The 13,054-nt window shown below is 67.0% G+C and carries 10 protein-coding genes; 7 read left to right on the forward strand and 3 right to left on the reverse strand.

Annotation, left to right across the window (positions count from 1 at the left end):
• Positions 1-6 precede the first annotated feature (6 nt).
• From CAL24_RS11540 to CAL24_RS11565, 6 genes are read left to right on the forward strand one after another with little or no spacing between them, the layout of a single operon-like run.
• Positions 7-834 carry an SDR family NAD(P)-dependent oxidoreductase gene (locus CAL24_RS11540; protein WP_028356076.1) on the forward strand — a complete coding sequence of 276 codons (828 nt, stop codon included), beginning with the start codon at positions 7-9 and terminating at the stop codon, positions 832-834.
• Positions 831-1,988 (forward strand): acyl-CoA dehydrogenase family protein, encoded by a 1,158-nt coding sequence (locus CAL24_RS11545; protein ID WP_094806780.1) that lies wholly within the window; start codon positions 831-833, stop codon positions 1,986-1,988. Before CAL24_RS11540 ends, CAL24_RS11545 begins: the two co-directional genes overlap by 4 nt.
• Before the next feature lie 59 nt (positions 1,989-2,047).
• Entirely contained in the window at positions 2,048-3,043 is a 996-nt protein-coding gene (locus CAL24_RS11550; protein WP_094806781.1) for a tripartite tricarboxylate transporter substrate binding protein, read from the forward strand.
• Between the two features lies 1 nt (position 3,044).
• On the forward strand, positions 3,045-4,067 hold the full coding sequence (locus CAL24_RS11555) for an NADPH:quinone oxidoreductase family protein (RefSeq protein ID WP_028356073.1): 1,023 nt from the start codon (positions 3,045-3,047) through the stop codon (positions 4,065-4,067).
• Between the two features lies 1 nt (position 4,068).
• Positions 4,069-5,199 carry a CaiB/BaiF CoA transferase family protein gene (locus CAL24_RS11560; RefSeq protein ID WP_094806782.1) on the forward strand — a complete coding sequence of 377 codons (1,131 nt, stop codon included), beginning with the start codon at positions 4,069-4,071 and terminating at the stop codon, positions 5,197-5,199.
• 42 nt (positions 5,200-5,241) lie between these two features.
• Positions 5,242-6,936, forward strand: coding sequence for a long-chain-fatty-acid--CoA ligase (locus CAL24_RS11565; protein WP_038853973.1), 1,695 nt, complete (start codon positions 5,242-5,244; stop codon positions 6,934-6,936).
• A 33-nt stretch (positions 6,937-6,969) separates the two neighbouring features.
• On the opposite strand, the gene CAL24_RS11570 is transcribed toward CAL24_RS11565, so the two are convergent.
• The 3 genes from CAL24_RS11570 to CAL24_RS11580 form a co-directional block, all read right to left on the reverse strand.
• The gene (locus CAL24_RS11570; RefSeq protein ID WP_028356070.1) at positions 6,970-8,286 is read right to left on the reverse strand and encodes a short-chain fatty acid transporter; all 1,317 of its coding nucleotides are present in this window, start codon (positions 8,284-8,286) and stop codon (positions 6,970-6,972) included.
• A gap of 97 nt (positions 8,287-8,383) precedes the next feature.
• Entirely contained in the window at positions 8,384-9,436 is a 1,053-nt protein-coding gene (locus tag CAL24_RS11575) for an Ldh family oxidoreductase (protein ID WP_094806783.1), read from the reverse strand.
• Between the two features lie 10 nt (positions 9,437-9,446).
• Positions 9,447-10,940, reverse strand: a complete 1,494-nt coding sequence (locus CAL24_RS11580; RefSeq protein ID WP_028356068.1) for a DASS family sodium-coupled anion symporter — start codon at positions 10,938-10,940, stop codon at positions 9,447-9,449.
• A gap of 493 nt (positions 10,941-11,433) precedes the next feature.
• On the opposite strand from CAL24_RS11580, the gene CAL24_RS11585 reads away from it, so the two are divergent.
• Positions 11,434-13,047 (forward strand): TerC family protein, encoded by a 1,614-nt coding sequence (locus CAL24_RS11585; protein WP_094806784.1) that lies wholly within the window; start codon positions 11,434-11,436, stop codon positions 13,045-13,047.
• Positions 13,048-13,054: the final 7 nt, after the last annotated feature.

Consider the following 13,054-nt stretch of genomic DNA (forward strand, 5'->3'; position numbering starts at 1 on the left):
GACAACATGCAGAAGAAGCTGGAAGGAAAAGTGGCGCTGGTATCGGGCTCGGGCCGCGGAATCGGCCGCGAGATCGCACTCAAGCTCGCCGCCGAAGGCGCCAGTGTAGTGATCAACGACCTGGATTCCGGCCCGGCCGAGCAGACTGCTCGCGACGTGCGCGCCGCAGGCGGGCAAGCCTGCGTCTGCGTGGGCAGCGTCGCCGCGCCGGACTTCGGCGAGCGCTTCGTCGGGCAGGCGCTGGAGCAGTTCGGCGCTATCGACATCATCGTCAACAACGCCGGCTACACCTGGGACAATGTCATCCAGAAGATGAGCGACGAGCAATGGGAGGCCATGCTGGCCGTGCACCTGACCGCGCCATTCCGCATCCTGCGCGCCGCCTCCGGCTTCTTGCGCGAAACCGCGAAACGCGAAATAGCCGCCGGTTTGCGCAACCACCGCAAGGTGGTGAATATCTCGTCGACCTCCGGCGTATACGGCAATGCCGGCCAGGTCAACTATGCCGCGGCCAAGGCTGGCATCGCCGGTTTGACCAAGGCGCTGGCCAAGGAATGGGGACGCTACAACGTCAATGTCAACAGCGTGGCGTTCGGTTTGATCAAGACCCGCCTGACTGAGGCGCCGGCAGATGCCGACGCGAGCATCGACGTGGAAGGACGCAAGATCCACGTGGGCGTCAATCCGGACAATCTGCGCAACGCCGAAGCGACAATTCCGCTGGGGCGCGCCGGCACGCCTGCCGAGGCAGCGGGAGCGGTGTATCTGTTCTGCATTCCCGAGTCCGATTATGTCAGCGGCCAGGTGCTGGTGTGTGGGGGAGGCCGGCCATGACCCCGGCGCGGCCCTGGGTGAATGCGGAGATCGAGCAGGTCCGCGACACCGCTCTGCGCTTTTTCGAGCGCGAATGCCTGCCTCACGAGGAACGGTGGGCGGCCCAGCGGCACGCCGATCGCGAGATATGGCGTCGCGCCGGCCAGGCGGGACTGCTGTGCGCCAGCATTCCGGCGGCCTATGGCGGTGGGGACGGGACTTTCCTGCACGATGCCGCCATCTGCGAAGCCCAGGCCACGGCGCTGGCGGGGGGACTCAGCATCAATGTCCACAGCGGCATCGTGGCCCACTATATCCTGGCCTATGGCACCGAGGCGCAAAAGCAGCGCTGGCTGCCCCGCATGGCGACCGGCGAATGGGTGGGCGCCATTGCCATGAGCGAGCCCAATGCCGGCACCGACCTGCAGCGCATCCGCACAACCGCCATCCGCCAAGGCGACGAGTATCTGATCAACGGCGCCAAGACCTTCATCACTAATGGCTACCACGCGGATTTGGTGGTCCTGGCGGTCAAGACCGACAGCGGCGCGGGCGCCAGGGGTATTTCGCTGGTGGTGGCCGAGACCGGCGGACTGAGCGGTTTCCGGCGCGGCCAGCCGCTGGGCAAACTGGGGCAGAAAACCATCGATGCGGTCGAGTTGTTCTTCGATGACGTGCGCGTGCCACGGGCGAATCTGCTGGGCGCGGACGAAGGACGAGGATTCGCCCAGCTGATGCAGCAGCTCCCCCAGGAGCGCCTGCTGATCGCGGTGGCGGCAGTCGCCGCCATGCATCGCGCGATCGCGGACACGACTGCCCATGCGCAGCAGCGCCAGCTGTTCGGCGATCGCCTGATGGCCATGCAGAATACCCGCTACGTCCTGGCCAAATGCCAGACGCAGGCCACCATCGCCAGGACTTTCGTGGACGATTGCATCGTGCGCCTGCAGCGCGGCGAGCTGGACGTGCCAACTGCCGCCATGGCCAAGTGGTGGACCACCGAAACCAACTGCCAGATCATCGACGATTGCCTGCAGCTGCACGGCGGATATGGCTACATGACTGAATACCCGATCGCCCGCATGTACGCCGACGCGCGGGTCGGGAAGATATACGGCGGCGCCAATGAGGTCATGAAGGAGATCATCGCGCGCGCCATGGAATCACCCCGCTGAAGTGGTGGCAGGCCGGCGCATATCGGGCGGCGACATTACAAGAACACAAGGAGACAAGCATGGCCAGGTTGCAAGGAAGAAGTCTCGCGCTGCGATCCCGCGGCGCCGCGCTGATGCTGGCATGGGCGGCCACTGGCGCGGCATGGGGCGCCGACGAGGTGTATCCGGCGCGGCCCATCACGATTGTCGTGCCGTCCGCGGCGGGCAACGTCAACGACGCGGTGGCGCGCCTGGTCGGTGCCGAACTGACGGCCCGGTGGGATCAGCCCGTCATCGTGTTGAACAAGCCCGGCGCCGGCACCGAGATCGGCACGCGCTTCGTCGCCAACGCGGAGAAGGACGGCTATACGGCGCTGCTTACCTATACCGCGCATGTGCAGAACCCGGCGCTGTACAAGAGCCTGTCGTATGACCCGATTGCCGATTTCGCGCCGGTCAGCCAGGTGGCGTATTCATCGACCATCCTCGCCGCGCACCCAGGTTTCGAGGCACAGACGTTTGCCGACCTGGTGGCGCTGGTCAAGGCCAATCCGGGCAAATACTTCTACGGATCGTATGGTGCGGGCACCACGGGTCACATCCTGGGCGAACTGCTCAAGAAGGAAGCGGGCCTGCAGATGGACCACGTTGCCTACAAGGGCGGCGCGCCGCTGGCCACGGACATGATCGCTGGGCATGTCAAGTTCGGCTTCATTGCGGTAGGCACCGCCATGCCCTATCTGAAGGCGGGCACGCTCAAGCCTCTGGCAATCACCGGGAGCGTACGCTCGCCGCTGCTTCCCGCTGTGCCGACCTTCCTCGAAGCGGGCTACCGGGGTTTCGAACCGGATGCCTGGATGGGCTTGCTGTTTCCGGCCGGCGTGCCCACGCAGCGAGTCGACGCCTTCGCCCGGGCAGTGGCCGAGATCGTCAGGCGGCCCGAAATGCAGAGACGCTTCGCGGAACTGAACTTGGTCGCCATCGGCAGCACGCCCGCGCAATTCGCCGCAGTGCTGTCCGCCGACCTGCAAAAATGGGCAACGGTCATCGAGCAGGTCGGCATGGTGCGGAACTGAAATGCGGGAGCCAGGTTACCAGGCCCTGGTGTGCACCCACTGGGGCGATTGGCGGGACTTGTCCATGCGTCGGGTGGAACGGGTCGCCTTGCGGCCGGGGCAGGTCAGGATACGGGTTTGCCACGCCGGCGTAGGTTACGCCGTCCGCCTGTTCGTCTCAGGCAAGTACCAGCGCAAGCCTCCTTTGCCGTTCACTCCCGGCACCGAAGTATCGGGCGTGGTCATCGAGGTAGCCGAGGGCGCCGGCCACTTGCGCGTCGGCCAGCGCGTCATGGCGGCGCTGGACTGGGGGGCGTTTGCCGAAGAAGCGGTCGCCAGCGCGACGACAGTCTATCCCGTGCCGGACGGGATCGCGCTGGGTAGCGCCGCGGCGCTGCCCATCACTTATGCCACGGCCTGGGCCGCGCTCGAATGGCGCGCCGGCCTGCGGCCGGGCGAGACACTGCTGGTGCATGGCGCCAGCGGTTCGCTGGGCATGGCGGCGGTGCAGATCGGCCGTCACATGGGTGCCTCGGTGATTGCCACCGCCAGCACGCCGGAGAAACGCCAGGCCGCGCTGGCGCACGGCGCCTCTCATGCGCTGGGCAGCGATGCAGACCGGCTCGCCGCCGACGTCAAGGCCCTCACGGGGCGGCAAGGGGTAGACGTGGTGTTCGACCCTGTGGGCGGCGACCTGTTCGACGCATCGCTGCGCTGTGTGCGGCCGCAGGCACGGGTACTGGCCATCGGGTTCGCGGCGGGGCGCATACCAACGGTGCCGGTCAACCTGCTGTTGGTGAAGAATATTGCGCTGATCGGTTTCAACTATGGCCTGTATATCGGCTGGGGCCTGACGGACGAGCGCGAGCAGCATGCCATGGCGGTGCAGGGGATGGTCGCCAAGTGCACCGGGGCGATCGCCGCGCGCGCCATGCCGCCGCCCCTGACCCGACACTTTGCCTTCACGGACTGGGAAGAAGCGATCGGCACCACCATGTCGCGCCGCTCGGTCGGCAAGGTCATCATCGACATCGGAGGGACTTGACATGAACCACGAGGCGCCCCTGGAGGGAGTCACGGTCCTGGACGCAAGCCAGGGCATCGCCGGGCCGTACTGCGGCTTGATCCTGCGGCAGCAAGGGGCGCGCGTCATCAAGGTGGAGCCGCCCGCGGGGGACTGGGGCCGCAACATGGGGCGCCAGCGGGGCGGGCATACGGCCATCTCGATCGCGTTCAACGCCGGCAAGGAAAGCGTCGTGCTGGACGCCCGCGAGCCCAGGCAACGGGCGGCGCTGCGCCAGTTGGCGGCACAGGCTGACGTGGTGGTCCAGAATTTCCGGCCCGGGGTGGCCGCGCGCATGGGGATAGGGTACGAGGAGCTGGCGCGGCTGCGGCCCCGCCTGGTGTATGCGTCGATTTCCGGCTATGGCGCGGACGGCCCGCAGTCGACGCGGCCGGCGCTGGACACGACGATGCAGGCCGAGAGCGGACTTATGCATACCAACCGGGATGGGGCGGGGCAGCCGCAGCGCATCGGGCTGTACTTGGTAGACCTGAGCGCCGGCCTGTACGCGGCGCAGGCGGTCGGCGCGGCGCTGTACCGCGCGGCGGTAGCGGGGCAGGGCAGGCATGTCGAGATTTCCATGCTGCAGGTCGCGGCGGCGCTGCAATCGTATTTGATCATCGACAAGGCCTTGTTCCCGGATGCCGGTGCGGCGGCTTTCAACGCGCCCACCGGCCTGTTCCCCACTCGGGACGGGCATATTTATGTCAGCATGCTCGATGACGCCATGCTCCGCCGCCTGTCCGACGCGCTTGGCATGGCCGAGTGGCGTACCGCGGAAGATCTGCAGAGCAGCGCCGGCCGCATCGCCAGGGCCGCGGAACTGAACGCGCAGCTGGCGGCCCGGATGCGGGAGCGCACGACAGACGAATGGATGGATCTGCTGCAGGCGCGCGACATCCTGTGCGGCCGGGTCAGGACGCCGCACGCGTTGCTGGAAGACCCGCAAGCGCGCCACCTGGGCCTGTTCGCCATGGCGGCGCAGCCTGGCGCCGGCTCGGTGCCGCTGGTGCGCCTGCCGGGGCAACCGCCGATTAGCGCCGGCGCGGGGGTTTCGCCGCTGCAGGGCGAACATACCGAGGCGGTGTTGCGGCAGTTCGGCATAGCGATCTGACGCGATTCGTTGCACAGCAAGAGGACTAGAGGAGACCACACGATGGACGCAGCGCATAGCCCATTCTGGCCCCGTGGCGTGCCCCGCATGCTGCGGGTTCCCCAGGTGCCGTTGGGACATTTCCTGGACGTGGCGGCGCAGCGGTATCCCGACAAGACCGCCATCGTGTACTGCGACGCCAGGATCCGCTACGGCGACTTGAAAGCGCGCGTCGACCGCCTGGCGGCTTTCATGTTCCACCGCCTGGGCGTGCGGCACGGCGACAGGATCCTGCTGTTCAGCCAGAACTGCCCGCAGTTCGTCATGGCTTTTTATGCCATCGTCCGGTTGGGCGCGGTGGTTGTGCCGATCAATGCCATGTGCACGAGCGCCGAGCTGGAGCATTACCTTGCGGATACTGACGCGCAACTGGCGTTCGTCGCGCAGGACTTGCTGCCGCAGGTGCAGCCGCATCTGGGCGGACGGCTGCGGCATGCCGTGATCCATGCCTATAGTGACGGCCTGCCCGAGCAGGATCCTGCCAATGAGACCCCAGAGTGGGTACTGGCGCCGCGGCGGGCCCTGGCCGGCGACAACCTGACCGGCTTCGAGGACGCCGTGGCGCGCGGCGCGGGGGAACTGCCGCCTGCGCCATCGCCGGACAGCCTGTGCGTGTTGCCGTACACCTCGGGCACGACCGGGCAACCCAAGGGCTGCAAGCATACGCACCAGACGATACTGGCAGCCAATATCGCCTCCTCGCTCTGGCGCGGCCTGCATGCGGAGTCGGTGTTCCTGGCGGTGGCGCCGCTGTTCCACATGCTTGGCATGCAGGGCATGATGAACCAGCCCATCGTGCTCGGCGCCACCATCGTGATGATGCCGCGCTGGAACCCGCGCGCGGCAGCGCATATCATGGAAAAGCACCGGGTTTCGGCCTGGTCGGCGCCGCCCGCCATGGTGATCGATTTCTTCAGCCAGCCCGGCATCGGCGAACGCCGGCTGGACAGCCTGGCGACGCTGTGCGGCGGCGGCGCCGCCATGCCGGAGGCGATCGCCACCATGCTCCAGCAGCGCTTCGGGATCCAGTACAACGAAGCCTACGGTCTGTCGGAAACGGCGTCCTTCCTGCATGCCAACCCACCCCAACGGGGCAAGCGGCAATGCCTGGGGTTGCCGGGGCCGGGCGTCGAATCGCGCATCGTCGATCCTGTCACCCTGCAAGAACTGCCGCGCGGCGAGGTCGGCGAACTCGTCACCCGCGGCCCGCAGGTCATGCTGGGCTATTGGCGCAATGAGCAGGCCGACCAGCAGGCTTTCTGCGAGCTGGACGGCAAGCGCTTCCTGCGCACCGGCGACTTGGCCAGCATCGATGAAGACGGATACTTCTTCATGCGCGAGCGGCTCAAGCGGATGATCAACGCATCCGGCTACAAGGTCTGGCCGGCCGAAGTCGAAAACATGATGTACGAACACGAGGCAGTGCGCGAAGCCTGCGTCGTGGGCTTGCCGGATCAGCGGCGCGGCGAGACCGTCAAGGCGATTGTGGTGCTCAAGCCGGACTGCCAGGGCATGGTGAGCGAGCAGGAGCTGATCGCCTGGTGCCGCACGCGCATGGCGGCATACAAGGTGCCGCGCTTCATTGAGTTCACCGACAGTTTGCCGAAATCCAACACCGGCAAGGTTCTGTGGCGCATGTTGCAGGATGCCCAGCGGCAGGCGCACGAGGCCCGCGAGCGCCGCACGCAGCCGGTGTAGATGCCGGGCCGGCGGCTGCCGGCCCATGAAGGATCAGACCAGGCTGAGTCCGACCCCGATGATGATGCCGGACACGAACAACTGGATGAGGCAGAACCCCATGATGTCCTTGGCTTTGAGGCCGGCGATGGCGAGCACCGGCAGGGCCCAGAACGGCTGCAGCATGTTGGTCCAGGCGTCGCCCCAGGCCACGGCCATGGCCACGCGGGGGATGTCGGCGCCCAGCGCCTGCGCCGAGGCGATGACGATCGGGCTTTGCACCGCCCACTGGCCGCCGCCGGAGGGGATGAAGATATTCACGATGCCGGCGCTGATGAAGGTCCACAGCGGCAGGGTGGCGGCGGTCGAGATCGATACGAACCACTCCGACAGGGACGCCGCCAGGCCGGAATCCATCATGATGGCCATGATGCCCGCATAGAACGGGAACTGGATGACGATGCCGGCGCCGCCGCGGATCGCCTCGTCCAGGCTGGCCAGCAGGCGCCGCGGCGTGCGGTGCAGCACGATGGCCAGGAACAGGAACGTGAAGTTGATGACGTTCAGGTTCAAGCTGGCGCCGCGGATCACGTAATAGTCGAACAGGTAGGCCAGGCCGGCGAAGCCGATCAGCATGGCCAGCACCGTGCTGTTCTCCAGCCGGGCGGCCGGGCGGCGGTCGTCGCTGTCGGCGCGCTCGGGTTCGGCCGTGGCCAGTTTGGCGGGATCGACGTAGATGCTGTCTTTCTCGTCGGGCAGCATCAGGCGGTTGACCAGCGGCACCGCGATGAACAGGGCGACCACGATGGCCAGGTTGAAGGCCGCGAATATCGTGTCCGAAGTCGGCACGATGCCGATCTGGTCGGCCGAGAAATGGCCCTCCGTGGCGATGGTCAGCGGAATCGAGCCGGCCAGGCCGCCGTGCCAGATGATGAAACCCGAGTAGGCGCTGGCCACCAGCAGGCGGTAGTCGACGCGGATCTGGCGCGCGATTTCCTTGGCGAACAAGGCGCCCACCACCAGGCCGAAGCCCCAGTTGATCCAGCTGGCCGCCAGCGATACCACCGATACCAGCACGATGGCGCCGCCGGCGCTGCCGGACAGCCCGGCCAGGCGCGACAGCAGCTTCTTGACGAGCGGCGTGCTGGCCAGCATGTAGCCCGTCAGCAGGACCAGCAGCATCTGCATGGCGAAGGTGAGCAGGCCCCAGAAACCGTTGCCCCACCAGCGGACCACGTCCATGGGCGCGCGGCCCTCGAATACGATGGCCGCGGCCGCGGCGACCAGGGTCAGCAACACGACAAAGATGTAGGGATCGGGCAAATAGCGCTCGACGAGCTTCACCGATCCGCGCGACAGTAGTTTGAACACACAACCTCCTCTGACTGTAGGCGCGCCGGACATGGCCGGCGGACGGCGCGAATCCTAGCACGGCCGCGTGCCGTCCCGCGTGGCAACGCCGCCGCGCTCAGGCCGGCAGGGCGTCGGGCACGCCCAGGTCGTGCGCCAGCCTGGCCATGCCCTCCCAGATGGCGTCGTCGAACTGCAGGGAGTCGGCGTTGCGCTGGCGGTTGCGCGCTTCGTACTCGCCCGGATACTCGACTCGCTCGACGCCCGGTTGCGGCGGGCAAGCGTGCAGATAGTCGATGAAGGCGCCGACTTCCTGGCTCCGCCAGTCGGTATTGAAGTCGACCTGGGGATCCAGCAGGATGGCGAACATATTGTTGGTGGCCACGCCATGGCGCGGATGCTCCGGCTGGATGGTGCCGCCGCCCGACAGGACGCCGGCCAGCAGTTCGGCCACCAGGCCCATGGCGTAGCCCTTGTGCCCGCCGAACGGCAGCAGGGCGCCGGGCGGGTCGGTGAACAGGGCGCCCGGGTCGGTGGTGGGCCGGCCCGCGGCATCGATGAGCGCGCCGGGCGGCGCCGGTTCGCCCTGGGCCGCCAGCACCCGCGCCTTGTTCACGGCGATCGAGCTGGTGGCCATGTCCACCAGCAGCGGCGGGCGGCCGCCCGGCAACGGGCCGGCGAAACACAGCGGGTTGGTGGTGAGGCAGGCGCTCGCGCCGCCGAAGGGCGCCACGGTCGGTGCGCGGTTGATCACATTGGTAAAGGCCAGCAGGATCAGCCCGCGCGCCGCCACCATTTCGCCGTAATGCCCCATGCGCCCCAGGTGATGGCTGTGGCGCAGGGTGACGATGCACTGCCCATGCGCGCGGGTGCGCTCGATGGCCTCTTCGATGACCTGCTTGCCGACATACTGGCCAAGCCCGTGGTGGCCGTCGAACGCCACCATGGCGCCACGGTCGCTGACCAGCTCGGGCCGGCCGTCGGCGCGCGCCAGGCCGTCGGCCAGCACGCGCCGGTAGTTGGCCAGGATGGACAGGCCATGGCTGGTGTAGCCGACGCGATCGGACTCGACCAGATGCTGGGCCACGGCCTCGGCGATGTCGTCGGGCACGTCCATGGCGGTGAGGACGCGCTGGCCATATGCCAGCGCCTGCGTAAGCGAGATCTTCATGTCCGGCTCCTCATAGCCAGCCCAGCCAGCGCCAGTAGGTCAGGCCCATGCCCAGCATCAGCACGTAGCCGACCAGCGAAATCACGATCCCGACCTTGGCGAACTGCTTGGCCGTGAAGGTTTCGGTGCCCAGGCACACCATGTTCTGCGGCGCGTTGATCGGCAGGATGAAGCCATAGCTGACCACGAAGCCCAGCAGCATGGTCATGCCCAGCCGGTTGAAATCGCCGGGCAGGGTGGCCAGCACGGCAATCAGGATGGGCAGCATGGCCGACGTCAGCGCGGTGGCGCTGGCAAAGCCCAGGTGGATCAGGATCAGGAACGCCGCGAGAACCGCGAAGATGGCCAGCGGGCCGAGGTGGTCGAGCCCGGTGCGCGCCACGACCTGGGCCCCCAGCCACTGGCCGGCCTGGGTCGTCAGCAGCGCGGTGCCCAGGCTGATGCCCACCCCGAACACAATGACCGTGCCCCACGGGATGCGCGACTGCACGTCCTTCCACGTCATGACGCCGATACGGGGCAGCATCAGCAGCACCAGCCCGAAATACGTGGTCGACGTGGTGTCGAAGCGGTGCAGCTTGCCCTCGGTGGCCCAGCACAGCAGCAACAGCAGGGAGACCGCCATCAGGCGCTTCTGCGGCGCGGTCATGGGGCCGAGCTCCTGGAGCGATTTCTCCACGGCTTCTTTGCCGCCCGCGATGTTGTCGCTTTCCGGCGGCAACATCTTCAGGACCAGGAAAATCAGCACGGCCGACATGATCAGGGCCCACGGCGTGCCCGCGACCAGCCAGTCCGCCCAGGTGACCCGTTCGCCCAGCATCTTTTCCATGAAGCCGACCGTCAGCAGGTTCTGCGCGGCCGCGGTCTGGATGCCGACGTTCCAGATGCTGGTGGCCTGCGCCACGATGATCATGATGCCGGCCGCGATGTTGGAGCGTTTCTCGACTCCGAATGCCGCGATGACGCCCATCATGATGGGCACCACGGCGGCGCTGCGCGCGGTGGCGCTGGGCACGACCAGGCTGAGCACGATGGTGACGGCGATGCAGCCGATCAGGATGCGGCGCGTGCTGGTGCCGATGCGCGCCAGCGTCACCAGGGCGATGCGCCGGTCCAGCCCGGTGTAGGTCATCGCCGCGGCGATGAACAGGGCGCCCGCGACCAGGGCGAGCGCCGAGTTCGAGAAGCCGGCCAGCGCCATGCTGATCGCGGCCGATGTGCCGTAGACCACCGATGGGTCCTTGATGGTGGGGGCGGTGCCCAGCAGGAAGGCCATCAGCGTGGTGATCATGATGGCGCTGGCTTCATAGGACACCGCTTCGGTGATCCACACCACCACCGCGAATACCAGGATGGCCAGCATGCGGTGGCCGGCAGGGGCCAGGTCGGCCGGCAGCGGCGCAAGCAGTACGAGGATCAGGGCCAGGAAGCCGGCGACCAGGCCGACGGGTATCTTGGCTTTCTTGGGGGGAACTGCCGCGGGGGCGGTTGCCGAGCTAGTCATGTCAATCTCCGGGCACGCGATTCAGGGAACGGGACGGGCCTGCGTAAATGCAAATATCGGAGTAAAAACAATAACTTATTTATATTTCTTTAAGTTGTTTATTTAAAGAAAAATCTCAAATCGAGCCGGCGCAAATCAAGGTCGAGTGATGCGGAATACTTCCGTTTATAGCGGATAATGCAACGGTACGATTATTTATGACAAATGCTGCAGCAGGGCGAACGGGTGCTAATTGATACATTTGCACGCGAATGGCGGCGCTTCAGCGGTCGCCGCGCCCGCCTTGGCAAACCTTGAAAGTGCGGTAGTATTCAGGTTCCCGTAAGTTTGGAGACCCGCCCGGGCTGGCGGTCACGCTGCGCCCGGCACGCTTCCCTTTTCATGTCCAGCGAACCTCTCAGTACGATCGCGCCGCGCACGATTCATGCGCGGCGCCTCCCTCGCAAGCCCGCTGCCGCCCGCACGGCCCGCCATCCCGCCTCCCGGACCGATCATGCTGTTTGACTGGATGGCCGACCCCACCGCCTGGCTGGGCCTGGCGACGCTGATCATTCTCGAAATCGTCCTGGGCATCGACAACCTGGTGTTCATCGCGATCCTGGCGGACAAGCTGCCGCCGGAACAGCGCAATCGCGCCCGCATCATCGGCCTGACCCTGGCCATGCTGATGCGCCTGGGCCTGCTGGCCAGCATCGCCTGGGTGGTGACCCTCACCGAACCGCTGTTCACCGTGCTGGGCGCCGAGATCTCCGGCCGCGACCTGATCCTGATCTTCGGCGGCGTGTTCCTGTTGTTCAAGGGGACCATGGAACTGCATGAGCGTGTCGAGGGCAGGGCGCACGGCGACACGGGCGCGCGGCCGCAGCACGCGGTGTTCTGGCAGGTGATCTTGCAAATCGTCGTGCTCGATGCGGTGTTCTCGCTCGACTCGGTCATCACGGCCGTGGGCATGGTGCAGGAACTGAGCATCATGATGATCGCGGTGGTGGCCGCCATGGCGGTCATGATGCTGGCCAGCCGCCCGCTGATGGCCTTCGTCGGCCGCCACCCGACCGTGGTCATCCTGTGCCTGGGCCTGCTGCTGATGATCGGTTTCAGCCTGGTGGCCGAGGGCCTGGGTTTTCATGTGCCCAAGGGCTACCTGTACGCCGCCATCGGCTTCTCGATCGTCATCGAGCTGTGCAACCAGCTGGCGCGCCGCAACCGCAGCCGGCGCAGCCTCGGCCTGAGCGGGCGGCAGCGCACGGCGCAAGCGGTGCTGCGGCTGCTGCGCGGCAACCGGGGGGAGGCCGGCGGCGTGCAGAACCCGGTGGAGGAGGTGGCCGCCCTGGTCGATGGCGTCGACGGCGAGCCCGTTTTCGCGCCGGAGGAAAGCAGCCTGATCGAGCGCGTCCTGGCCATGGGCAACCGCGATGTGCGCTCGATCATGGTGCCGCGCGGCGAGATGGTCTGGCTCGACGTCAAGGACAGCGCCGACGCGATCACCAGGAAATTCGCGTCCGGCCATGCGCGGCTGCCGCTGTGCGAAGGCGACGCCGCCAACGTGATCGGGGTGGTCCACTTCAAGGACCTGCTGCCCCGCCTGCAGGTGCCCGGCGCCATCGACGTCATCGAACTGGCGCGCTCGCCGCATTACGTCATGGAGACCACGCCCGTCTTCAAGGTGCTGGAAGTCCTGCGCCAGTCGCGCGAGCACATGTTGATCGTGGTCGACGAGCACGGCAGTTGCGAGGGCCTGGTGACGCCGCTGGACGTGCTGACCGCGGTAGGGGGCGAACTCCCCGAGAACGCCGACGACGCGACGGCCGCGACGCCCGTCGGCGACGGATCCTGGCTGCTGGACGCCAGCATGCCGATCGATGAGGCGCGTCTGTTCCTGTCCGGCGCCGCGCTGGGCGCGGAAACTCCCGACGCCACGCTGGCCGGCGCGCTGCTGCGGGTCGAAGGGCGCTTGCCGGATGTGGGCGAAGTGATCCAGTGGGGCGACTGGTCGTTCGAGATCACGCGGCGCGACGGGCTGCGGATCGACCAGGTGCGGGCGCGGCAACGCCTTGCGGCCGAGGAAAAGGACTTACACGACGGCGGACCGCTACGTACAGTGGCATGACGCTACG

This window comes from Bordetella genomosp. 2, from assembly GCF_002261345.1.
In the GTDB taxonomy this organism is placed as follows: domain Bacteria; phylum Pseudomonadota; class Gammaproteobacteria; order Burkholderiales; family Burkholderiaceae_B; genus Bordetella_A.